Raw genomic sequence first — 22,635 nt, forward strand, 5'->3', positions numbered from 1 at the left:
TGGAGCCGGGCAGGGGATGGATTGCGCACCCCGACCGGCAGGTGCTGGAACACGATGAGCGCGGCGGTGTCGCCGATGCCGATGCCGGTGTCGCGCGGTTGCACCGCCCTCGCCTGATCGTCGCAGGTACCGAGCGGGCCCTTCAGTTCCCCAGTCCGCCACTCGGCGTTACCTTGACTAATCTCCGCCCACCCCTCCTCGGTTCCTTTGCTCTGCTGCAGCGGAGGCAACAGTTACTCAGTGTCCACGCTCGCGTACAGGGGCCCACGTGGCGATCGGCCATCGATCCTGTTCGCAGCTGGTGTTGCCTGGATGGCAGCAGAGCAAAGCGTGCGCGGGGGTGTTGGAGGGTGGGGTCGGCGTAACGCAGAGTGTTTTTCCAGCTCGACTTACTTTCGTTACCCAGCGTGTCGAGAGATGCCCCGCAACCAGGATGCGACGCGTTGATGAGGGCAAGTTGTCCACAGGTTTGTCCACAGGGATTGTCGACCGCCTGCCGGGGTCGGCAGGCTTTCGGCATGGCTTCCGCACTTGATCCACCACCGACCGGTCCGACGGTCGGGCCGTTCCCCATCGCCGGGCTGGTGCGCAAGGCTCGGCGCATCGCCGGCCTGGGGCAGCGCCAGATGGCGCGCTTCGCGAAGGTGGCGCCGTCGACCGTGGGCCGGGTGGAGACCGGCGCCATGACACCCAGCCTCGCGGTGCTGGAACGACTCTTCGGCGCGGCCGGCCTTTACCTCGCCGTCGTCGACCAGGACGGCCGGGTGATCCAGCCGATGGCGGACTGGGACGACACCCGCGACGGTGCGGGGCGACGCTACCCGTCCCACCTGGACACAATTCTCGACCCCGAGCCGGGCGACTGGTGGGCCGACATTTACGGCCTGGCCCGGCCACCAGAGACGTTCCACCGCTGTCCGGTGGACCGCGAGGCGCGTCGGCGACGCAGCCAGTGGGAGGTGAGGGTGGCGCAGTACCGCAACGTGCCACCGCCGAAGGACATGCGGGAGCGTTACTGAGACGGCCCCCGCCCGGGCGGGTACCCGGGCGGGGGCCGTCGTCGGCCGGAGCGGGGTCAGTCGTCGTTGGCGATGGTGCCCACGGCGAGCGGGTCGGCCAGGCGCAGGCCCGGAACCCCGGCCACCAGCAGGTTCACCTTCTCGTCGGCCTCCCGCTTCCGGTCACCGCGCACGGTCACCGCGAAGGTCAGCGAGGTCTGCCCCGCCGCGAGCGTCTTGCAGCCGACGTACGGGTCGTAGTCCGACCCCGCCTGCGCCGTGGTGCCGAACGTGGCGGCGCAGAGCAGCACGGGCTGGGACAGCGGCCGGGACACGGTGACGGTGAACGTCAGCGGGCGGGTGCCCTTGTCGCCCTCGACCACCGTGGCGTCGCCGACGCTCAGCGACGCCCGGGACCGGAACCGGGCCACCTGCGGGTCGTGGTCGCTGGAGCCGCGCGACCCGTCCCCGGTGAACTCCGCCGGCCAGTCGGCGTTGATGTGCGCCGCCCGGACCTGGACCAGGTCGTCGCGCAGCGCGTCGTTGACGAACAGGTGGTCCAGCGTCTGCGCCTGCCCCTCGAAGCTGTACGAGTACGCGGACGACGGCACGTCGGCGACCAGGTCGTCCCAGAGGCTGTGCAGGCCCGCGTCGTACAGCGAGGCGAGCTGGTCCGACGGGGTCGGGTCCGCCCCGGTGGCGATCGGGTCGTCCGGGCGGGGGAAGACGTTCAGGTCGCCGCCGTAGACCACCCGGGAGTTCCGGTCCGAATTGTGGATCGCGGTGACGAGCGCGGCACCGTACGCGGCCTGCTCGGCGCGCTGCCCGACCCGGCTGTCCGGCCCGGACGAGAAGTGGTTGCTCAGCGCCCACAGGTGGTATCCCTCGGCGCCGCCGGGGGTTGCCCGGACCAGGAACTTGCCGAGCTGCGGGGCCCGGGTGTAGACGTTGTTGCCGTCCTTGCCGGTCGAGGTGTCGGTGTCGGCCGGCAGCACCGCGTTGAGCGCCTTCGGGTTCTGCACGTCCGCGTTGGACGGCAGACCCGCCGACCGGTACGGCACCACCGGCGCGGAGCCGAGCAGCGGGTCTGCGGCGGTCGCCGCCGCCAGCGACAGCCGGTCGGTGCGGTACAGGAACCCGGCGGTGATGCCCCGGGCGTCCGCGCCGGTCCGGTCGTACGCGGCGGCGTACGCCGGGCCGCCGGCGGCGGCGATGGTCAGCGCCAGGTCCTGGAGGGTGTCCGGGGCGCCGTCGGCGTTGTCGGTGTCCCCGCAGACCAGCTCCGTACCGGAGACGGAACAGATGTCCTGGTCCTCGGCCTCCTGCACCAGGATCAGGTCCGGCGCGTGCAGGTCGGTGCGGATCTGGTCGGCGAGCGAGGCCAGGTGCTCCCGGTAGTCGGCCTCGCTGGCCGGCACGTAGTCGAACGGCGGGCGGACCCCGGTGCAGCCGGGGTTCCCGGTGAAGTCGCAGCCGTCGAACGGGTCGTCCCGGTGGTCGTACAGGTTCTCCACGTTGTACGTCGCGATCGCGATCTCCTGCGACCGGTCGGCCGGCTTCGGCGGGTTGTTCCGCGACGGGTCGGCGCCGGCGGCGAAGACGGCCTCCTCGACCTGGACGCCGTACTTCTCGAACGAGTAGTAGATCGCGCCGTACGCGTCCTCGCCGAGGGTGTCGAAGGTCCTCGACGGCGGCAGGATCGCGGTGCTGTCCCCGGCGGCGCCCTTGACGCCCATGCTGCCCAGCATGATCCGCTGGCCGTTGCCGTCGTCGAAGCGCCGGGTCGGGTCGTTGTCCAGCGGGTGCGCGTCCCGGAACACCCGGCGGGCGTACTGGTCGGCGCGGTCCAGCAACGGGTCGTCCCGGTCGACCACCCAGGTCTCGGCGTCGGCCGTGGACGGGAAGACGCCCCGCCCGCTCACCGCGCCGCTGCCGGCGCGGACCCGCAGCCGGGCACCCTCGTGCCGCTCCCAGAACCGCTGCGCGGCGGCCATGTCGGCCGGGGGCACCGCGTCGTCGACCGTGACGACGGCGTTCACGTCCAGCCCCGAGGCGACCCTGCGGACCAGGGAGGCGCCGGAGAGCTGGGTGGAGTTGAAGTACTCCGACACCCGGGCCCGGAGCACCACCTCGTCGCCGACGGTCGGCACGTAGCCGCCGGGCAGCGAGGTGAAGGAGCCCACGAAGACGAAGATGCCGTCCGAGGACGTCGGGTCGGCGTCGGTGGCGTCGGCACGGCTCTGCAGGAAGAAGCCGCGCTGCTCCGCCCCGGCCGAGGTGCGGGCCAGGGTGAGCTGGGTGATCACGCCCCTGACGTCGTACAGGCTGCTGCTGGTGCCGTTGCCGGAGGCCGGCGCGAGCGGCGACCGGTCGGCCGGGCCGGACTCGGCGTCGGTGGTCGGGCCCTGCACCTCGCCGACAGTCAGCTCCCGGGTCACGGTCACGGCCAGCGTGCAGGTGGCGGTGCCGCCGTCGGCGTCGGTGGCGGTCAGGGTCACCGTGTACGCCCCGGCGGCCAGGTCGGCGCTGGTGGCGACGGTGGCGCGGGCGGTGCCGCCGACGGCGTCGGCCGGGGTGAACCCGGTCCGGGTGATCGAGCCGGTGGCCGGGGCCGGGCTGACCGAGGTGACCGCCAGGTCGACGATCGTGTCGTCAGGGTCGGTGGCGGTGACCTCGCGACTGGCGGCGGTGCCGGCGGCCGTGGTCAGCGTGCCCCCGCAGGTGACGGTGGCGGGCTGGTCGACGGGGCCACCCCCGTCGACGGTGTGGGAGCCGAGCCCGTCGAAGGTGTCGGTGGCGAAGCCGGCCCACTGGGCGGCCGGGGCGAACGCGTCCGACGGGTCGGTGTCGCCGGAGGTCACCGTGGGCAGCCGGCGCAGCGTGTTGTCGGCGGTGCTGGTGAGGCCGCTGCCCCACTCGGTGCCCGGATCGACGCCGACCTGGCCGATCGAGTCGACCACGGCGTCGCCCCTGCGCAGCACGATCGCGTCGTCGCCGTTGAACAGGCTAGCGGTGGTGGTCTGGTCGGCCTGGGCGAGGATCGCCGGGGAGGCGGAGGCGGCGGCGAACACGAACGTGTCGCCCGGGGCAACGGTGCCGGCCAGCGCCAGCGTGGTCGCCGTGGTGCTGCCGTTGAAGTGGAGCTGGAGCTGGTAGCCGCCGCCGGCGAGGTCGACAGGGGCGCCCGTGCCGTTGTACAGCTCGATCGCCTTGTTGTTCGACGAGCCTTCGACGTATTCGGAGATGAACAAATCGGTGGGCGCGGCGCTGGCCGCGGGGGGTGCGATGCCGATGACCGGGATGGTGACGGCAGCGGCGGTCGCTAGCGCGGCGTATCTGCGGCGCGTGCGCATGGGGCCTCCACGATGGATGGTCGGGAACCAACGCACGTTAAGGCGCGGCGCTGTCCGCCGTCCATCCCCCTAGGGCGCATTGGTGGATACCTGACCCACGCCTTCCGCGCCGGGTCGTCGGGTCAGCGGGCCGGGTCGAGGTGGTGCACCAGCTCGGCCACGTCCACGCTGTACTCGCACCACTCCCGGTCGGAGCGGTACCCCAGCTCGGCGTTGACCTTGAGCATCGCCTCGTTGGCCTGCGCGTTCCAGGTCTGCACCTCGGCCAGCTCCGGCTCGGCCGAGCGCAGCTCCAGCAGCATCCGCGCCTTGATCGCCCGGTCGATGCCGTAGCCCCGGTGGCCCTGCACCACGATCGTGTCGTACTGGTCGGCGCGGGTCGGGTGCTGCGCCGGCACCACCACCTCGGTCAGCCCGGCCACCTCGCCGGTGCGCTCGTGGATGGCGAGCACGATGTACGGCTTCATCCCTCGCCGGTGCAGCGTGTCCAGGCTGTCCCGCAGCCGCTGCGGGTCGTACGAGCTGGGGCGCAGCTCGCCGTCGTCCACGTCGCGCACCTCGGCCTTGGCCCGCGCGTACGCGTCGATCAGGTCGTCGGGCGGGCCGCCGGGGCAGAACTCCAGCCGGTACCCCGCGCCGACGGCGGTGGCCATCTCGGCCAGCGCCGTCCAGTCCACCGCGGACAGGTCCAGCACGCTGCGGGTCTCCACGTACTCCCGGGAGAAGCCGAGCGCCTCGTAGAACGCCACCGCCGGGGTCTCGCCGACCACCTCGACCCCGATCGACCGGAACCCCTCCTGGTAGACCCGGCGGGCGGCCAGCCGGACCAGGTCGCGGCCCAGGCCGGTGCGGCGTGCCGTCGGGTGTACCAGCACCTCCAGCACGCCGATGTCGCCGAGCAGCAACACGTGGACGTGGCCGAGCATCGCGCCGGGCGTGTTCCCGGCGGTCGGCTCGGCCTGGACCACCCAGGAGATCCGCCGCTCGCCGGGCATCACCTCGGAGAGGTACTCCCGCAGGGAACTCTCCTGCCACGGCGGATCCTGCGGGAGGTCGGCCGCCAGCACCGCGTTCAGCGTGTCCAGCAGCGACGCGATTTCGGCGGACGACGCGGTCCGGGGATCCCATTCGCGCACCATCACCCGTCTAGCTTGCCGCTAACGGCAGCGTGACGGAAGTGTCCAGTTCGCCAATGTATGCGGATGATCACGTCATGTGCGACTGGCCAACCCGTACTCGTTGGCCTTGTCGAAGACGTCCTGGGCGTACCGGCGTACGTCGTTGTACGACAGGATGGCCCCCCACCAGTCGCCCGGGACGGTCAGATTCCGGCCGCCCTTGCACAGGTAGTTCCCGGCGGCCAGGGCGGCGTCGTCGAGGTCGTGCGGGTCCTTGCGGCCGTCGTTGTCCGCGTCCGCGCCGATCTCCTGCCAGGTGGTCGGGATGAACTGCATGGGCCCGATCGCCCGGTCGTAGACGGTGTCCCGGTCGTAGAGCCCCCGGTCGGTGTCCAGGATCCTCGACCGGCCGCCGTTGCCGTCGAGCGGATCGCCGATGATCTCCGGGAGCGCCCGCCCGTCCGTGCCGAGGCTGGCGCCGTTGGCCTGGCCGTGCCGCGACTCGACGTACCCGATGGCGGCGAGCGTGGTCCAGCTCAGCCGGCAGCCGGGGTTGCTCTGCGCGAGGACCAGCTCGGCGTAGCCGTACGCCTGGACGGCCACCGGCGAGATGCCGGCCTTCGCCCCGGTCTGTTGCGCCCACCCGGCGAGCGCGTCGGCGGGCCGGCCGGTGACCACCGGCCCGCCCGGCAGGCCGCCGAGGCCCGGGGTCGCGCCGGGCAGCGCCGTCGCGTCGGGCGGCAGCGCGGTGCCGGTGACGCCGGGCACCACCCCGCCCGGTGGCGCCGCCGTGCCGCCCTCCGGGGTGGTGGCGGTCGCGTCGACCGCGACCGGACGCGACTCCGGCGCGGCCGCCGGCACCAGCAGGGCGCCGGCCGCGGCGGTCGCCCCGACCAGGGCGAGCAGGAACAGCCCGGGCAGGGTGAGCCGGCCGCTCGGGCGCCGGGACCAGGCCCGGGTGGCCCGGGCGGCGGAGAGGGCCGCCTGCCGGGGCGGAGGCATGCGTACGGCGTGGGCGAACGGCACCCGACGCCGGGACCTCCTCGCCCGCCCGTCTCCGGCCGCGACCGTCGCGTCGGCCTTCTCGGCCTTTTCGCCCTCGTCGGCTTTGTCGCTCCCGGCGGCCTTCTGGTCGGCGTCGGCCTTGCCGGTCCCGGCGGCTTTCCCGTCGGTGTCGGCCTTCCCGTCGGTGTCGGCTCTTCCGTCGGTGTCGGTCTTCCTGTCGGTGTCGGTCTTCCTGTCGGTGTCGGCCTTCGAGGTGCCGTCGGCCAGCTCGGTGCCGTCGGTCTGCTCTGCGGCACCGGCCGGTCTCCCCGTCGGGTCGGCGGCGTCGGCCGTCGCTGCCGTGGTGGCGGCCGTCGCCGGCGCGCCGGGCTCCGGCTGCTCTGCCGGGTGGGTGGGGTCGCCCTGTCCAGCCATCGTGGCGGCCGTCGCCGTCGTGCCGGCCTCCGGCCCGGTCACCGCTGCGGCGTCGGTCTGGCCGGCGTCCGCCGGCCCCGAGGCGTCGGCGGGCCGGGGAGCGGCGGGTTGGGGGGCGGCCGGTGGCGGGGCGGCGGGTTGGGGGGCCGCGTCGGCGGGTGCCGTCGACCGCAGCCAGGGCCGGCGGGGGCGGGGCAGCCAGCCGCCCGCCGGGTGCCCGCCCGGGTCCTCGGGCGGCGCGGCCGGCCGCAGGGGTCGAACCGTCGACTTGTCCTCGCCGTCCACCACCCGTCGAGTATCACCCATGTCCCGCGTCCCGTCAGGACCGGTCGTACTCTTGTGCCATGCCCCGGTACGAGTTCCGCTGTCGCGCTTGCGGCGACACGTTCGAGATCAACCGTCCGATGGCGCAAGCCGGCGAGCCGGCGCCCTGCCCGCAGGGGCACGACGACACGGTCAAGCTGCTCTCCGCAGTGGCCGTGACCGGTCGGGGCGGCGCCGGCACGTCCGCGCCGGCCCCCTCCGGCGGGGGCTGCTGCGGCGGGGGCTGCGGCTGCTGACCCCGTCCGCTCCGGCCGCCGGTTCCGCCCGCCGGCACCGTCCGAGCAGAGCCGACGCTCGTCGTGCTCTTCGCGCGGGGCGTACCGCCCGACCTGCCGGTTACGGCCCTGGATGGAACCTTGGGTCTGATTCCGCCCGGCCGTTCTCACGATGCGTGACGGCGCGGACATGGGGCAGCATGAACCCGTCGTAACGGGGGCGGAGGTTCGACTTATGTCGCCAGGGAACCACCTCCCGAGCGGTTGGGTGACCTTCGTGTTCACCGACATCGAGGGTTCGACACGACTGGCCCAGCTGCTCGGCCCGGAGTACCGCCCGGTGCTGCGGGAACACCGCCGCCTGCTGCGCCACACCCTGGCCGGCACCGACGGCGCGGAGCTGCTGACCGAGGGCGACTCGTTCTTCATCGCGTTCCCCGACGCCGGCGTGGCGCTCACCGCCTGCCTCACCGCACAGCGTGCGCTGTCCACCCACGACTGGCCGGCACCCGAGGCCGCGCCCCGGGTCCGGATGGGCCTGCACACGGGTTGGGCCGAGCCGCGCGACGGCGAGTACGCCAGCGCCGAGGTGCACCGGGCCGCCCGGGTAGCCGCCGCCGCGCACGGCGGGCAGGTGCTCTGCTCGGGGTCCACCGCCCGGTACGCCGACCCACTGCCGGCGGGCGCGTCCCTCATCGACCTCGGGCTGTACCGGCTGCGCGGCTTCGACGACCGGGAACGACTGTTCCAACTCGTCGCGCCCGGCCTGGAGCGGCAGTTCCCCCGGCCGCGCACCGCCGACGCGGTGGCGCACAACCTGCCGACCCAGGTCACCTCGTTCGTCGGCCGGGAGCCCGAACGGGCCGAGCTGCGCCGCCTGGTCGAGCGGCACCGGCTGGTCACGGTGCTCGGTGCGGGCGGGGCGGGCAAGACCCGGCTCGCCGTCGAGCTGGTCACCGGGATGGTGGAGGACCACCCGGACGGGGTCTGGTTCGTCGACATCGCCGCGGTGACCGACCCCGGGCTGGTGGCGTTCGCGGTCGCCGCCGTGCTCGGGCTGCGTCCGGAGCCCGGCCGCCCGATGGTGGACACCCTCGTCGAGTACGCCGCCGCCCGCCGGATGCTGGTCCTGCTCGACACCTGCGACGCCCAGCCGTCCGCCTCAGCTGAGTTGATCTCCCGGCTGCTCGCCGGCGGGGGCGGAACCCGGGTGCTCGCCACCAGTCGCGAGTCGTTCGGCCTGCCCGGCGAGGTGGTGTGGCGGATCCCGCCGCTGTCCGTGGAGCCCCGGCCCGACGGCGCGGAGAGCGATGCGGTGGCGCTGCTGCTGGACCGAACGGTGGCGGCCCGGGGCGGGCGGCAGCCGGACCCGGCCGAGGCGGCGGACCTGCGGCGGGTGGTGCGGCGACTGGACGGGCTCCCGCTCGCCATCGAGCTGGCCGCCGCCCGGCTGCGGGTGCTCTCCGTGGGGCAGCTCGCCGAGCGCCTGGACGACGTGCTGGGCACCCTGGACGCCGGCCGGGACGACCCCGGCCCGCCCCGGCCCGAGCGCGGCTGGACGGGCAACCAGCAGGACACCGTCGACCTGGTGGCGGCGTCCCGGGGCAGTGCGCCGCCCACCCCGGCCGTCCGGGCGATGCGGCGTTCGGCCCGCGAGCGGCACCTCACCATGCAGGCCACCGTCACCTGGTCCTACCGGACGATCGGGCCCCGGGCGGCCCGGCTGCTGCGCTGGCTCGCGGTCTTCGCCGGGCCGGTGGACCTGCCGACCGTGGAGTGGCTGCTCGACGACGACCCGATCGACCCGCTGTCGGTGCTGGTCGACAAGTCCATGATCCAGGCCGAGCCGCACGCCGCGGGGGGCACCTACCGGATGCTCGACCCGATCCGGGCGTACGCGGCGCGCCGGCTGGTGCAGGCAGGGGAGGAGCGGGCCGCCCGGGACCGGCACCTCGCGTGGTCCGCGCACGCGTTGCGGCAGGCGCATCTCGGGCCGGACGGTCGGCCGGTCACCCTCTCCCTGTACGCCCTGGACCCGCTCGCCGGCGAGCTGCGGGCCGCCCTGCGCTGGTGTGCCACCGGCGGCAGCGCCCGGGCGGGGCTGCGCCTGGCCGGTGGGCTGGACCAGTGGTGGCGGGAACGTGGGCTGGCCCGGGAAGGGCGGCTCTGGCTGTTCCGGCTGTACGGCCGGATGGCCGAGACCGGGGAGGTCGTCCCGGAGGACGAGCTGGCGGCGGCGTACCACATGCACTCGCTGCACGCCGGTGCGGACGGCGAGTTCACCGAGGAACTGCGCTACTCCCAGCGGGCCGAGGCGGTGGCCCGGCAGGCCGGCGACGCCGGCCTGCTGGCCCGGGTGCTGGCCGGGCGGGCCGGGCCGCTGATCGACATGGGACAGTTCGCCGAGGCCGAGCGGGTCTGCCGGGAGGTCATCGACTGGGCGCACGAGCGGGACGTCGTCCCCGACGCGCTGCTCGCCGTGTTCAGCCTCGCCGAGCTGCTCTGGCGGCGCGGTGCCCTGGCGGAGGCGGCGGAACTGCTCGGCGCGGCCCGTCCGGTCGAGGCGGCCCGCCCGGCCTACCGGGGACGACGGTCGGTCGACATGCTGCTCGGCCTGGTGGCGCTGGCCCGGCGTGACCTGGTCGCGGCGCACGAACACCTACTGGTCGCGCTGCGTTCCCGGATGACCCACGGGTTCCACCGCCGGGCCTGCGACACCCTCAACGCGATCGCGGCGCGGTGTGCCGCCGGGGGCGACCCGCTGACCGCCGCCCGGCTCTTCGGCGCGGCCCAGGCGATTCGGGCGAGCATGCGGTCGACGCCCGGCATCTGCGGCCCGTACTGGCTGGAGCAGCAGGCGGTGCTGCGCCGGACGCTGGGCGACGCGGCCTTCGACGACGCGTACGGCGAGGGCGGCGAGCTGCGGCTGGAGGAGGCGGCGGCGCTGGCTCTGGCGGTGGAGCACCCCGACCTGGGCGCGGACTCGACCCGGTTCCGGAGCGCCGGCCCGGCCGTACCGCGCCAACTCGGCTCACGAACCGGACCGCCGCTCGGCGAGCCACCCGGAACGCGCCTGACCCGGGCCGCCCACCCGCCGGCAGCCGGTGACATCAGTTGAGACAGGCGAATGCCCCGGGCCGCTGGGGGCGGCCCGGGGCATTCGCTTCCACTGTCAGCGCACGAAGCGCGGTGGGCTGACGAAACTCTCGTTGTACAGCCGGTCCAGCGCGGTCACGTGGTACGTGTACCGCTGGCCGGCCTCGGCGGTGGCGTCCACCCAGGACTGCACCGCGCCGGGGGTGGCCCGGACCGTGCCGACCAGGTGGGACGCGTCGGCGAAGCCGCACTTCCCGACCAGGCCGTTCCCGTCGAACCGGTAGATCGCGTACGAGGCCGCCTTGCCGAGCGGGCCCACGCCGTCGGCCAACTGCCGCCAGCTCAGCCGCACGCCGTCGTCCTGCCGCTGCGCGCCGGTCACCACCGGGGGCAGCAGCGGCTTGGCCGGCAGGTGCGGCATCGCCGGCACCAGGGCCGGGCGGGAGTAGTGCTCGGCGGCGTAGATGTCGGTCGCGCCGAGCCGGTTCGCCCGCACCTGTACGGCGGAGAAGTGCGAGTTGCCGAGCACCTCCGGGTACGACCGGTTGAGCGTCAGGTGGTCCGACAACTCGCGCGGGTTCATCCAGAACGACCCGTACGCCGGGTCACCGCTCTTGTAGTCGGCCTGCCCGATGTAGAGCTGTACGCGGGTGCCGCGCACCGTCTCGGCCCACCACGGCACCAGCCGGGCGTAGTCGGCGGCCGGGTACTGGCCGATGTACCAGTAGAGCTGCGGCACGATGTAGTCGATCCACTCCTCCTTCACCCACTTGCGGGTGTCGGCGGAGATGATGTCGTACGACTGGCTGCCGGTCGTGTCCGAGCCGAGCGGGTCCGCCGACTTGTTCCGCCAGATGCCGAACGGGCTGGCCCCGAACTTCACCCACGGCTTCGCGGCCTTGATCTTGGCGCTCATCTCCTGGATCAGCAGGTTGATGTTGTCGCGCCGCCAATCGGCCCGATTGGTGAAGCCCCGGTTGAACTCGGCGAACGCCGCGTCGTCCGGCACCTGGTGGGTGCCGCTCGGGTACGGGTAGAAGTAGTCGTCGAAGTGCACGCCGTCGACGTCGTACCGAGTGACGGCGTCCATCATCGCGGTCTGGACGAACTCGCGGGCCTCGGGAATGCCGGGGTTGTAGTAGAGCCGGCTGCCGGCGACCCCGGCCGGCGGGTACGCGAAGGTCCACTCCGGGTGCTGCCGGACCGGGTGGTTCGGGGCCAGCTTGTCCAGGTCCGCGCCCGCGCCGCCGGGAGCCGGCATGGAGATCCGGTACGGGTTGAACCAGGCGTGGAACTCCAGGTTGCGCTTGTGCGACTCGGCGACGAGGAAGGCCAGCGGGTCCCAGCCCGGGTCCTGCCCGCGTACCCCGGTCAGGTATTCCGACCACGGCTCGTGCGGCGAGGGCCAGAGCGCGTCGGCGGTGGGCCGGACCTGCACCACCACCGCGTTGTGGTTCAGCTTCTTCGCCAGGTCGAGCAGGCCCAGGTACTCCGCCTGCTGGGCGGCGATCCGGTCCGGGGCGGTCTGGGACGCCTTGCTCGGCCAGTCGATGTTGACCACCGACGAGATCCACATGGCCCGGAACTGTCGCTTCGGGGTGGCCGGGTCGGTGGTGCAGGAGGTGGTGGCGGCGTCGTTCGCGTCGGTCCCCGCCGCGCTGGCGGCCGTGGGGGAGACGGCGACGAGCGCCCCGAGCAGGGCTACGGCCAGCCCGGCGGCTCTGAGCCGAGTTGCCTTCATCCGGTGCGTCCCTTCGTTGGGGCTCGGCATGACGGGGTCGGGTGGCGACGGACCCCGCGCGGCCGACCCCGGCCGTTGCGCGTGGCACACACCCTCGGCAACATCCGCCGATGGAAATCTGTCGCTGGTAGGAAATTTTCACACCGGGCAGGGGTGGCGCAAGTCCTCCGGCCAGATCCGCGCCGACCGGCCACCCGATCGCCCCGGGTGTGACCCACCCATCTGTCGGACCGTGACCTCACCGACACCGACGGTCGGGGTTCGCGGCTCGGCCGGCTGGGTAGCTTGGCCGGTCACCGGCCGCCGCGGTGGTGGTCGCACGGTGGGAGGGGTGAGTGCGGTGTCCGTGCTGCGTACCAAACCGATCAGGGACGTGATAGCCCAGGGCGAGGCGGACGGCAGCGACGGCGGGCCCGGCCTGAAGCGCCGGCTCGGCGCCGTCGACCTGACCGGCTTCGGCATCGGCATCGTGATCGGTACCGGCATCTTCACGCTCACCGGCATCGAGGCCCGGGACAGCGCCGGGCCGGGCGTGGTGATCTCGTTCGCCATCGCCGGGGTGGTCGCCCTGCTCGCCGCCCTCTGCTACGCCGAGCTGGCGTCCAGCGTCCCGGCCGCCGGCAGCGCCTACACCTACGCGTACGCGACCATGGGCGAGATCGTCGCCTGGATCATCGGCTGGGACCTGCTGCTGGAGTTCGCCCTCGGCTCCGCGGTGGTGGCCCGGGGCTGGTCCGGCTACCTCGCCGAGCTGTTCGGCCTGCCCACCGCCTGGTTCGGCGAGGAGGGCAGCGTGGTCAACCTCGGAGCGATCGGCATTGTTCTGCTGCTCGGCGTCGTGGCGATCGTCGGCATCCGCGAGTCCGCCCGGGTGACCAACCTGCTCGTGCTGGTCAAGGTGGCCATCTGTGTGTTCGTCGTGGTCGCCGGCCTGTTCTTCGTGAAGGCCGCGAACCTCACCCCGTTCATCCCGCCGTCCGAGCCCGCCGGGGCCGGCGACGACGGCATCAAGCAGCCCGTCACCCAGGCCCTGTTCGGGCTGGAGCCCTCGGTCTTCGGGTTCGTCGGGGTGCTCAGCGCCGCCGCGGTGGTCTTCTTCGCGTACACCGGCTTCGAGGCGGTGGCCAACCTCGGCGAGGAGACCAGGCGGCCCAAGCGCGATCTTCCCCTGGGACTGCTCGGCACCCTGCTGATCTCCACGGTGCTGTACATCGGCGTCTCGCTCGTGGTGGTCGGCATGGTCCCGTACACCGAGATCGACCGGGGCGCCCCGATCGCCTCCGCCTTCAACGCGGTCGGCGCGGGCTGGGCCGGTGTCCTCGTCTCCATCGCCGCCGTCGCCGGCCTGACCAGCGTGGTCCTGGTGCAACTGGTGGCCATGGGCCGGATCGGCTTCGCGATCAGCCGGGACGGGCTGATCCCGCCGTCGATCGCCAAGATCCATCCACGCTGGGGCACCCCGTACCGGATCTCGGCCGTGATGACCGTGGCCGTGGCGCTGCTCGCCGGCTTCCTGCCGCTGTCCGCGCTGGCCGACCTGGTCAGCATCGGCGCGCTCTGCGCGTTCGTGCTCGTGTCGGTCGCGGTCCCGATCCTGCGCCGTAAGCGCCCCGACCTGGACCGGCCCTTCCGGGTTCCGTTCTCCCCGGTGCTGCCGATCGTCTCCGCGCTGGCCTGCTTCTACCTGATGCTCAACCTGTCGGTGGAAACCTGGCTCCGGTTCCTGATCTGGATGCTGCTCGGAACGCTCATCTACTTCGGCTACGGCTACCGCCGCAACCGACTCGCCACCCACGCCAACCCCTGACCACGTTCCCCGCCCCACCCCGGACCCGGGGTGGGTGGGGGTCAGGTGAAGAAGCGGGCGAGGTGCGGGGTGGGTGGTGGGGTGGCGTTCGGGGGGAGGGGCGTGAGGTCGGCGAAGATGCTGGCACCGTCGCAGCCCGCGTGCAGGGGGTACCAACGCGGGTTGCCCGGCGGGCGCTGGAGGCAGATGCCCTTGAACGTCTGCACGTCGAGCAGCCGGACATGGGTCGGGTCGGCCACCGCGTTCACGTGCCCCCACCAGGGGCTCATCACATGCAGCACACCGCCCGGCCGGAGCACCCGGTGACACTCGTCCACCAGGGGCAGGAAGTCGATCAGGTGCTCCAGGATGTGCACCGCGAAGAGCACGTCCACCGAGTCGTCGGCCAGCGGCAGCGAGCCGGACAGGTCGGCCACCGCGTCCACCCCCGGGGCGGGGAAGAGGTCCAGCCCCAGGTTGCCCGGGTACTGCTTGGTGCCGCCGCAGCCCAGGTCGACCACGACCGGGTCCCGGCCGGCCACCCGGACCCGGCCCCAGACCCCGAACACCCCGGCGAGCCGGCCGACCAGGTCCCGGACCAGCCGGAGCTGCGCCGGGTCGTCGACCTCGCCGGTCAGGTGGGCCACCCCCTGGTCGAAGCGCACCCGCACCGCGAGGTCGCGCAGCCGTTCGTCGTGGGACGCCTGTTCCGCCCACGCCTCGGCGAGGAAGTCGTCGACCGCCCGCAGCCGTTCGGCCGAGGGCGGGGTCAGGGCCAGCGCGACCATGGGCCACCTCCGCCGGCCGCGTTACCCGGATCCGCCGGGGCTATGCCCGCCGGGGCGGACCCGTTGCGGGCGGATCAGCCTGGCAGGTGGCGGTCAGCCGGGCAGGCGGCGGGTCAGCCGGGTAAGCGGCGGACCGGGCGGCCGGGGCCCCGGATCCGCTGCCGGGGCGACGGGGTGGCCGCCTTGGGCCGCTTGAGGTGGTAGCGGTGCAGCTCGCTGCTGCCCGGCATGGACGGGTCCTCGCTCATCGCCACCAACTCCCAGCCCTGGTCGCCGGCCCGGTTCAGATGGGCCAGCGACGTGTCGCCGTACGGGGTGACGTCGACCATCGAGCCGTCCGGGCCGTACCAGACGAAGACGATCTCCCAGCCGGTGTCGGTGCTGGCCGCCTGGCGACGGCGGACCAACAGCGCGTACTCCCACTTGAGCATGGGGTCATTGTCACCCCGGGACCGCCGGTCGGCACGCCGTCAGTCCTCGGCGATCCGTCCCGCGTCCACCCGCACCCGGCGGTTGACGGCCACCGCTTCGAGCATCCGCCGGTCGTGGGTGACCAGCAGCAGCGTCCCCGGGTACTCGGCCAGCGCCGCCTCCAACTGCTCGATGGCCGCCAGGTCGAGGTGGTTGGTCGGCTCGTCGAGCACCAGCAGGTTCACCCCGCGCCCCTGGAGCAGCGCCAGCGCCGCCCGGGTCCGCTCGCCGGGCGACAGCGACGCCGCCGGCCGCAACACGTGGTCGGCCCGTAGGCCGAACTTGGCCAGCAGCGTCCGCGCGTCGGCCGGCGCCAGCTCCGGTACGGCCAGCTGGAACGCGTCCAGCAGGGGCTGGCCGCCGAGGAACAGCCCCCGGGCCTGGTCGACCTCGCCGACCACCACGCCGGGGCCCAGCGCGGCGTGCCCGGCGTCCAGCGGCAGCCGGCCCAGCAACGCCCCGAGCAGGGTGGTCTTGCCGGACCCGTTCGCACCGGTGATCGCCATCCGGTCGGCCCAGTCGACCTGGAGGGTCACCGGGCCGAGGGTGAAGTCCCCCCGGCGTACCACGGCGTCGCGGAGCGAGGCCACGACGGCGCCGGCGCGGGGCGCGGCGGCGATCTCCATCCGCAGCTCCCACTCCTTGCGCGGCTCCTCGACCACGTCCAGCCGTTCGATCAGCCGCGCGGTCTGCTTGGCCTTCGCCGCCTGCTTCTCGCTCGCCTCGGAGCGGAACTTGCGGCCGATCTTGTCGTTGTCGGTGGCCTTGCGCCGGGCGTTCTTCACGCCCTTCTCCATCCAGGACCGCTGGGTGCGGGCGCGGGCCTCCAGCCCGGCCCGGGTGTCGGCGTACTCGTCGTACTCGTCGCGGGCGTGCCGGCGGGCCACCTCCCGCTCCTCCAGGTACGCCGCGTAGCCGCCGCCGTAGTGCCGGACCTGCTGCTGGTGCAGGTCCAGCTCCAGCACCCGGGTCACCGTGCGGCTGAGGAACTCCCGGTCGTGGCTGACCAGCACCGTGCCGGCGCGGAGCCCGGTGACGAACTGCTCCAGCCGGTCCAGCCCGGCCAGGTCGAGGTCGTTGGTGGGCTCGTCGAGCAGGAAGATGTCGTACCGGCTGAGCAGCAGCGAGGCCAGCCCCGCGCGGGCCGCCTGCCCGCCGGAGAGGCCGGTCATCGGGTGGTCCAGGTCGACGGCGAGGCCCAGCTCGGCGGCCACCTGCTCGGCCCGCTCCTCCAGGTCCGCCCCGCCGAGGCCCAGCCAGCGCTCCAGCGCGTCGGCGTACGCGTCGTCGGCCCCCGGCGCCCCGGCGGTCAGCGCCTCGGTGGCCGCGTCCAGCGCAGCCTGGGCGGCCGTCACCCCGGTCCGCCGGGCCAGGAAGTCCCGCAACGTCTCGCCCGGCCGGCGCTCCGGCTCCTGCGGCAGGTGCCCGACCGCCGCGGTGGGCGGGCTGAGGGTGACGCTGCCGGCCTCGACCGGCAGCAGCCCGGCAAGGGTACGCAGCAGCGTCGACTTGCCCGCCCCGTTCACCCCCACCAGGCCGACCACGTCGCCCGGGGCGACCACCAGGTCCAGCCCGGCGAAGAGCAGCCGCTCCCCGTGTCCGGCGTCGAGATCCTTGACCACCATCGTCGCGCTCATGAGAAGGCAAGCCTATCGGTCGCGCCCATCGGCGTTCGGCGGCCGGTCCGGCGGTCGGTTCCGGCACCCGGCACCCGCGCCCGCCCCGCGCGGGGCAGACTCACCGGCGTGGCGACGACTCTGGCGATCGACTGCGGCGGCGGCGGGATCAAGGCGTCGGTGCTCGACGGCGCGGGGACGATGCGGGCCCGGCCGCTGCGGGAGCCCACTCCGTACCCCCTGCCGCCCGCGCTGTTCGTGAAGACCCTGCTGGACCTCGGCGGCCGGCTGCCCACGGCGGACCGGGTGACCGTCGGGATGCCCGGCATGCTCCGGCACGGCGTGGTGGTGGCCACGCCGCACTACGTGACCCGGGCCGGCCCCCGCAGCCGGGTCGACCCCGACCTGTTGGCCGAGTGGTCCGGCTTCGACGCGCGTACGGCGGTCGCCGACGCCTTCGGGGTGCCCGCCCTGGTGCTCAACGACGCCGAGGTGCACGGCGCCGGGGTGGTGGCCGGCACCGGCCTGGAGCTGGTGCTGACCCTCGGCACCGGGCTGGGCAGTGCCGTCTTCGACGGCGGCGTGCTCGCCCCGCACCTGGAGCTGTCCCACGCCCCGGTGCGCTGGGGCACCACCTACGACACGTACGTGGGGGAGCCGGAGCGCCGCCGCCTCGGCGACGCGTTCTGGTCCCGCCGGATCCGGCAGGTGGTGGACGGCCTGCGCCCGGTGTTCCGCTGGGACCGGCTCTACCTGGGCGGGGGCAACTCGCGGCTGATCCGGCCCGAGCAGCTCGCCCGGATGGGCGACGACGTGGTGGTGGTGCCGAACACCGCCGGGATCGTCGGCGGCGTCCGCGCCTGGGACCTGGACAGGGGAAGGACGTCGGCCTGACCGTGCCCTCGTCGGCCCGGTCCGGCGGGTTTCGCCGCAGGAACACTCGCGTTCCGCGCGGTGTTGTGCCAGCGTCGGATCAGTGACGGCGCGAGACGAGGAGGTGGGTCATGGATCTTCTGGCGGAGTACCGGCGGGCGACCATGTTCTTCGAGATGGGTGACGCGTCCGGAGCGGTTCGGCTGCTGGAGCCGATCGTCGAGGCCGAGCCGGGCAACTCCTCGGTACGACAGCTGCTGGCCCGGGCGTACTTCCAGACCGCGCAGCTCCACCGCGCCGAGGAGCAGCTGCGCGAGCTGGTCGACCGGGACCCCAGCGACCACTACGCGCATCACGTGCTCGGCCGGACGCTGGAGCGGCTGAACCGCCCGACGGACGCGCTGCGGCACCTGCGCATCGCCGCCGCGATGCACTCGACGAACACCGACTACGCGACCGCGCTGCGCCGGGTGGAGAACCGGGTCAGCGGCGGCCACTGACCGCGCCGGGCAAGGGGTAGGGGAACTCGCCCCTCCCCTTGCCCGGCCGAACCTGGACGTTGTCCGGCCGAACCTGGACGACGAGGCCTGAGCCTCCTCCCCGCGGCTGCGGCCTACCATGGGCTGCCATGGGACGTGCACAGGTGGTGGAGGCGGCATGAAGCTCAAGCTGGACCTGCACGACATCTTCAACAAGGGCCAGGACATCGACCGCGCGCTGCGCGGGATCATGGACGAGGCGGTGGCGAAGAAGGCCACCCTCGTCGAGATCATCCCCGGCAAGGGCTCCGGCCAGCTCAAGAAGCGGGTGCTGCGCTTTCTCGACCAGAAGGATGTCAAGCAGCTCTACCACCGGGTGGAGAAGGACTCGAAGAACTTCGGCCGACTCTTCATCCACTTCCGCTGGAAGTAAGCGACGGCATGAGCTCTGACCTGCTACGTTCAATGGCCGATTCCTGTCATATTCGCGATAGTGTGCACATCCTCACGTCGCCACTCCGCGCCAAGTGGGCATATATGCGATCACAGCGCGATCTAAATGACGAAATTGAGCATTTTCACACCTGGAACAATTAGGTCGGATTGGCCTCAAGTTTCTTCATCCGCATAACGGTGAATTCTCGATGGCCAAATCGATCGACGGGGCTAGCCTCTCTAATCGTCAAGATCCACCCGAGAGGCAGGTACGGGATGTCCCGGAAGTTACTACGTGGGCTCGTCGTGTCCACGACGCTCGCCGTGGCGGCGAGCATGGCCATGGCCGCTCCGAGCACGGCGGCTCTGACACCACCCGGCATCGATGCGCTGCTGTCGGTCGATGGGGCGGTCGGCCACGTCAGCGAGTTCAGCCCGGAGGTGGCCCGTTCGATCAAGGGCACCGGCGTCGCCGCCAAGGAGCGGGCCCTGGCCTCGTACTGGACACCGGAGCGGATGCGTTCGGCCCGCCCTGCGGGAAAGACGATCTCCGCCACGACGGTCGGGGACCTGACAGCGCCCAGCCGGGCCAGTCGACCGCGAGGCGAGCCGTTCACGGTCCCCCCGGCCGAGCCGACGGTCGCGCAGGCACCCATCGGTCCGGCTGCCGGGCCGGCGACCAGCAGCACGGCGACCGGCATGACAATCAGCTCGTCCCAGCCCTTCTACCCGATCGGGCATCCGGTGGCCCGCACCAGCGGCAAGGTGTTCTTCACGATGCGGGGAGAGGACTATGTCTGCTCGGCCGGCGTGGTCAACGCTTCGGGTAAATCACTGGTCTGGACCGCTGGGCACTGTGTGACCGAGCTGGACGAGAACGGAAAGAGGCGCTGGGCCGTCAACTTCACGTTCGTGCCGAACTATCAAAACGGAACCGCCCCCTACGGCCACTGGCCCGCGCTCATCACGTATGCCGACGGCAACTGGGCAATGCACAACGACTGGAAAGACGACGTGGGCGCTGTCCTCATGCCGCGCAACTCGCTCGGCCAGCGAATCCAGGACGTCGTGGGTGGCATGGGCATCACCTTCGGCCAGCCCATCCAGTACGCCTGGGCGTTCGGCTACCCGGCGGGACCACCGTTCAACGGGCAGACCCTGTGGAGGGCGAACAGCCTCGCCCACGACGCCGGAGCCAGCATCATCTACATGGAAAACGACATGACAAGTGGCTCGTCCGGCGGCTACTGGCTCACCCAGTTCAACGGCAGCACCGGTCTGATCAACGGGCACAACAGCTTTGTTCTGGACACCGTGCCGGGCCGCATGTTCTCGCCGTACTACGGCCTGGCCACCCAGAACTTCTACCTGTCGGTCGAGTCGTTGACCGTCTGAGCAGCCCTTGGATCCCTTCCTCCGTCGGTGAAGGCGGGTCGCCGGGGAGCGCGGTCGGCCGCCCTCCCCGGCGACGCGGTCACAGCGGGTACGTGCGGGCCACCGCGAGCATCTCCGAGCTGTGGGAGCCGACCACCCCGACATCCGGCGGACGGGGGCGGAACCCGGGCACGGCGTCCAGGCCGTCGCTGGCGTCCATGGCCCGCAGCGTCGCCGGCCGGGTGCCGGGTGCCAGCTCCAGGGTGATCTCGATGCCCTCCGGCGGCGGGGCGTGGAAGACCAGCCCGAAGCCCCAGGCCGCGTCGTCGGCGGGCCGACCGCCGTCGATCCGCCGCCCGTTCACGGTCGCGGACTCCACCACGGTCGCGCCGTCGACGTGCAGGGTGGCGAGCCGGACCGGCCGCTGCGGGGTGAGCCGCACCCGCACGGTCCGCCGATCAGCGGAGCCAGAGCCGGTACCGGTGTCGGCGAGGATCTCCAGCTTCGGCGCGGGCACGTTCGCCGCCTGGGCCGGACCGCCCCGCAGCTCGGCGTCGCCGAGCCCGGGGAAGTCCCCGACCTCGGCCACTCCGTCGACGTACCCGTCGGTCCAGGGCTGGGGATCGGTCTCGCGGCTGAGCCAGCGGGCCTGCCCGGTGCCGGCGTCCAGGGCGTACATCAGGTGGGTGGGCACCGGATGGGCGGCGTCGAACCGGTCGACGGCTAGCCCGACCCCGGCGAACACCGCCGCCGCGAGCCCGGCAGCGACGGCCGGCAGCGCGCCCGCCCGGCGGGCCCGGGCCGCGACCATGCCGCGCTGCCCGCCGGCCTCCGGGTGCAGCAGGTCCACCACCGGCAGCGCGGCGAGCCCGAGCAGCACCGCGAACAGGGCCGCGACGCCGCCCATCGCCATGCCGAGCGCCGGGAAGAGCAGCACCACGGTCGGCAGCAGGATCAGCACGGCGACCGAGCCGGCCAGGGTCACCGAGACCACCGGCCAGGGGCCGTCGACCCGGGTGCCCAGGGCGACCAGCCCGGCCGCCGCGCCGGCCAGGGCCGGCAGGGTCGTCAGGTACGCCCCGCCGGGCACCAGCAGCGCGAGCACCACGCCGAGCACGGCCAGCCAGCCCAGCCCGCCGACCGCCAGGGCGGCCGGGCCGACCCGGCGGCGGGTCAGCGCGTACCAGGCGACCAGGATCGCGGCGGCGAGCGCCACCACCGCGAGCCGGTACCAGGTCGGCCGGTACGGGTCGAGCAGCTCGGCGTAGCCGGGCCGAACGGCGGTGATCCCCGCCCAGAGCAACTGCGCGGCCAGCGGGGCGGCGACGATCGGCGCCAGCGCCAGCCCGAACCCGGCGGCCAGCCGCCCGTACGTGGTCCGGCCGCGCCGACGGGCCAGCCAGCCGAGCGCGGCGACGGCGACCAGCGCCGCCAGTGCCAGCGGCAGCACCAGCCAGCCGGGGTAGCGGACCAGGCCGCCGGGAACGGGGAAGTACGTGGCGTCATGCCCGGAGCGCAGGTCCGTCAGGTCGGCACGGCCGAACTCGCGGGTCAGGCCGAGCGCGTTGTCGCCATGCTGCTGGAGGCTGGCCCGGTCCATCGCGGCCGGGGTGTCCAGCGGGGTGTGGTAGATCGCCCCGCCGTCGATGTACGCCGAGTTCAGCCCGACGAACCCGGCCCGGTCGAGGAACGCGGTGAAGTCGGTGTCGTTGGGCAGCGCCCGGTAGATCTCCACCGCGAACGAGGTGCCGACGGGGTGTGGGGCGGCCCGGCCGAAGACGTCCACCAGCTTCGCGTTGTCCCGGGACGTCTCGAACATGATCACCGGGCCGGTGGAGCCGCGCGCCTCCAGGTTGAGCACCACCCCGCCGTCGGCGGCGAGCGGGTGGTCCGCCGCGAACGCGGACGCCCCGCACAGGCATGCCTCCTCGGCGTCGGTGAGCACGAAGACCACGTCGTTGCGGGGGCGGGGACCGGCGGTCAGCGCCCGGGCCACCTCCAGGATCGTGGAGGTGCCCGCGGCGTCGTCGTTGCCGCCCGGCCCGGACTGCACCGAGTCGTAGTGGGCGACCAGGAACACCTTCCCGGTCGGGTCGGTTCCGGGCAGCCGGGCCACCACGTTACGGACCCGGGCCAGGGTCGCCCCGGCGGCGGCCCCGCTGAGCTGGCCGGCCTCCTCGGCGACGGTGTCCTGCACCGTGGTCTCCAGGCCGAGGCCGCGCAGCACGCTCTCCACATGCGCGCGGACCTGGTCGTTGGCCGGGCTGCCGGCCGGGTGCGGCCGGGCCGCGACGGCCTGCACGTTCTGGTACGCCCGCCCGGCGCTGAACGTGTCGGCCGGCGCGTCGGCCGGGGCCGGGTCGGGGGTGTCCAGGTCGTACGCGACGGTGCCGCCGACCGCGAGCAGGGCGGCGAGCGCGGCCAGGGCGGCGAGCGACCGGCGGCGGGGCCGGGTCAGCGCCCGGTCTGCGGCGCGGGTGGGGAGCGGTGCGCCCACGGGGTCTCCTCGGGGGTGGGGCCAGGGTGGGCACCATCCTGCACCGCCGGGG

Annotated in this window: 16 protein-coding genes; 8 read left to right on the plus strand and 8 right to left on the minus strand. The window is 73.4% G+C overall.

The annotated features are described in order from the left end of the window. Window positions 1-518: 518 nt before the first annotated feature. A complete protein-coding gene (locus ACFYZF_RS01810; RefSeq protein WP_161686104.1) occupies window positions 519-1,019 on the plus strand; it encodes a helix-turn-helix transcriptional regulator in 501 nt (166 codons plus the stop codon). 56 nt (window positions 1,020-1,075) lie between these two features. On the opposite strand, the gene ACFYZF_RS01815 is transcribed toward ACFYZF_RS01810, so the two are convergent. The 3 genes from ACFYZF_RS01815 to ACFYZF_RS01825 form a co-directional block, all read right to left on the minus strand. Further along, window positions 1,076-4,351, minus strand: coding sequence for a lamin tail domain-containing protein (locus tag ACFYZF_RS01815; protein ID WP_387014771.1), 3,276 nt, complete (start codon window positions 4,349-4,351; stop codon window positions 1,076-1,078). Window positions 4,352-4,473: 122 nt separating this feature from the next. Then, complete coding sequence (locus ACFYZF_RS01820) at window positions 4,474-5,490, minus strand: GNAT family N-acetyltransferase (RefSeq protein ID WP_387016012.1); 1,017 nt, start codon at window positions 5,488-5,490, stop codon at window positions 4,474-4,476. Window positions 5,491-5,562: 72 nt separating this feature from the next. Beyond that, window positions 5,563-7,194 (minus strand): lytic transglycosylase domain-containing protein, encoded by a 1,632-nt coding sequence (locus ACFYZF_RS01825; protein ID WP_387014774.1) that lies wholly within the window; start codon window positions 7,192-7,194, stop codon window positions 5,563-5,565. Between the two features lie 38 nt (window positions 7,195-7,232). On the opposite strand from ACFYZF_RS01825, the gene ACFYZF_RS01830 reads away from it, so the two are divergent. Together ACFYZF_RS01830 and ACFYZF_RS01835 are read left to right on the plus strand one after the other, a co-directional pair. Then, window positions 7,233-7,448, plus strand: coding sequence for a zinc ribbon domain-containing protein (locus ACFYZF_RS01830; RefSeq protein WP_387014776.1), 216 nt, complete (start codon window positions 7,233-7,235; stop codon window positions 7,446-7,448). 214 nt (window positions 7,449-7,662) lie between these two features. Then, window positions 7,663-10,545, plus strand: coding sequence for an ATP-binding protein (locus tag ACFYZF_RS01835; protein ID WP_387014778.1), 2,883 nt, complete (start codon window positions 7,663-7,665; stop codon window positions 10,543-10,545). A gap of 54 nt (window positions 10,546-10,599) precedes the next feature. On the opposite strand, the gene ACFYZF_RS01840 is transcribed toward ACFYZF_RS01835, so the two are convergent. Beyond that, window positions 10,600-12,264 carry a glycoside hydrolase family 10 protein gene (locus tag ACFYZF_RS01840; protein ID WP_387014781.1) on the minus strand — a complete coding sequence of 555 codons (1,665 nt, stop codon included), beginning with the start codon at window positions 12,262-12,264 and terminating at the stop codon, window positions 10,600-10,602. A 331-nt stretch (window positions 12,265-12,595) separates the two neighbouring features. Here ACFYZF_RS01840 and ACFYZF_RS01845 point away from each other — a divergent pair, with 331 nt between their 5' ends. After that, window positions 12,596-14,071, plus strand: coding sequence for an amino acid permease (locus ACFYZF_RS01845; protein ID WP_387014784.1), 1,476 nt, complete (start codon window positions 12,596-12,598; stop codon window positions 14,069-14,071). Window positions 14,072-14,112: 41 nt separating this feature from the next. On the opposite strand, the gene ACFYZF_RS01850 is transcribed toward ACFYZF_RS01845, so the two are convergent. The 3 genes from ACFYZF_RS01850 to ACFYZF_RS01860 all read right to left on the minus strand — a co-directional run bounded on the left by ACFYZF_RS01850 (window position 14,113) and on the right by ACFYZF_RS01860 (window position 16,946). Beyond that, complete coding sequence (locus ACFYZF_RS01850; RefSeq protein ID WP_387014787.1) at window positions 14,113-14,838, minus strand: methyltransferase domain-containing protein; 726 nt, start codon at window positions 14,836-14,838, stop codon at window positions 14,113-14,115. Between the two features lie 113 nt (window positions 14,839-14,951). Further along, entirely contained in the window at window positions 14,952-15,269 is a 318-nt protein-coding gene (locus tag ACFYZF_RS01855; protein WP_387014790.1) for a hypothetical protein, read from the minus strand. Window positions 15,270-15,308: 39 nt separating this feature from the next. Next, entirely contained in the window at window positions 15,309-16,946 is a 1,638-nt protein-coding gene (locus ACFYZF_RS01860) for an ABC-F family ATP-binding cassette domain-containing protein (RefSeq protein WP_387014792.1), read from the minus strand. Window positions 16,947-17,054: 108 nt separating this feature from the next. On the opposite strand from ACFYZF_RS01860, the gene ACFYZF_RS01865 reads away from it, so the two are divergent. The 4 genes from ACFYZF_RS01865 to ACFYZF_RS01880 all read left to right on the plus strand — a co-directional run bounded on the left by ACFYZF_RS01865 (window position 17,055) and on the right by ACFYZF_RS01880 (window position 20,107). After that, a complete protein-coding gene (locus tag ACFYZF_RS01865) occupies window positions 17,055-17,819 on the plus strand; it encodes an ROK family protein (protein WP_387014795.1) in 765 nt (254 codons plus the stop codon). 110 nt (window positions 17,820-17,929) lie between these two features. Further along, window positions 17,930-18,298, plus strand: coding sequence for a tetratricopeptide repeat protein (locus ACFYZF_RS01870; protein ID WP_387014797.1), 369 nt, complete (start codon window positions 17,930-17,932; stop codon window positions 18,296-18,298). Window positions 18,299-18,455: 157 nt separating this feature from the next. Then, window positions 18,456-18,710 (plus strand): Smr/MutS family protein, encoded by a 255-nt coding sequence (locus ACFYZF_RS01875; RefSeq protein WP_117664998.1) that lies wholly within the window; start codon window positions 18,456-18,458, stop codon window positions 18,708-18,710. A gap of 308 nt (window positions 18,711-19,018) precedes the next feature. Next, the gene (locus ACFYZF_RS01880; RefSeq protein WP_387014801.1) at window positions 19,019-20,107 is read left to right on the plus strand and encodes a trypsin-like serine peptidase; all 1,089 of its coding nucleotides are present in this window, start codon (window positions 19,019-19,021) and stop codon (window positions 20,105-20,107) included. Between the two features lie 79 nt (window positions 20,108-20,186). Here ACFYZF_RS01880 and ACFYZF_RS01885 read toward each other — a convergent pair whose 3' ends face one another. Next, window positions 20,187-22,583, minus strand: a complete 2,397-nt coding sequence (locus ACFYZF_RS01885) for a M28 family peptidase (RefSeq protein ID WP_387014803.1) — start codon at window positions 22,581-22,583, stop codon at window positions 20,187-20,189. Window positions 22,584-22,635 lie beyond the last annotated feature (52 nt).

Origin of the sequence: Micromonospora sp. NPDC001898 (genome assembly GCF_042891255.1) — a bacterium.
In the GTDB taxonomy this organism is placed as follows: domain Bacteria; phylum Actinomycetota; class Actinomycetes; order Mycobacteriales; family Micromonosporaceae; genus Micromonospora.

Excerpts from the sequence above, each read along its gene's own strand:
- ACFYZF_RS01855 (WP_387014790.1), bottom strand. The coding sequence starts at position 15,269 with ATGCTCAAGTGGGAGTACGCGCTGTTGGTCCGCCGTCGCCAGGCGGCC.
- ACFYZF_RS01825 (WP_387014774.1), bottom strand. The coding sequence starts at position 7,194 with ATGGGTGATACTCGACGGGTGGTGGACGGCGAGGACAAGTCGACGGTT.
- ACFYZF_RS01810 (WP_161686104.1), top strand. The coding sequence starts at position 519 with ATGGCTTCCGCACTTGATCCACCACCGACCGGTCCGACGGTCGGGCCG.
- ACFYZF_RS01840 (WP_387014781.1), bottom strand. The coding sequence starts at position 12,264 with ATGAAGGCAACTCGGCTCAGAGCCGCCGGGCTGGCCGTAGCCCTGCTC.
- ACFYZF_RS01860 (WP_387014792.1), bottom strand. The coding sequence starts at position 16,946 with ATGAGCGCGACGATGGTGGTCAAGGATCTCGACGCCGGACACGGGGAG.
- ACFYZF_RS01850 (WP_387014787.1), bottom strand. The coding sequence starts at position 14,838 with ATGGTCGCGCTGGCCCTGACCCCGCCCTCGGCCGAACGGCTGCGGGCG.
- ACFYZF_RS01830 (WP_387014776.1), top strand. The coding sequence starts at position 7,233 with ATGCCCCGGTACGAGTTCCGCTGTCGCGCTTGCGGCGACACGTTCGAG.
- ACFYZF_RS01820 (WP_387016012.1), bottom strand. The coding sequence starts at position 5,490 with ATGGTGCGCGAATGGGATCCCCGGACCGCGTCGTCCGCCGAAATCGCG.
- ACFYZF_RS01875 (WP_117664998.1), top strand. The coding sequence starts at position 18,456 with ATGAAGCTCAAGCTGGACCTGCACGACATCTTCAACAAGGGCCAGGAC.
- ACFYZF_RS01815 (WP_387014771.1), bottom strand. The coding sequence starts at position 4,351 with ATGCGCACGCGCCGCAGATACGCCGCGCTAGCGACCGCCGCTGCCGTC.
- ACFYZF_RS01870 (WP_387014797.1), top strand. The coding sequence starts at position 17,930 with ATGGATCTTCTGGCGGAGTACCGGCGGGCGACCATGTTCTTCGAGATG.
- ACFYZF_RS01835 (WP_387014778.1), top strand. The coding sequence starts at position 7,663 with ATGTCGCCAGGGAACCACCTCCCGAGCGGTTGGGTGACCTTCGTGTTC.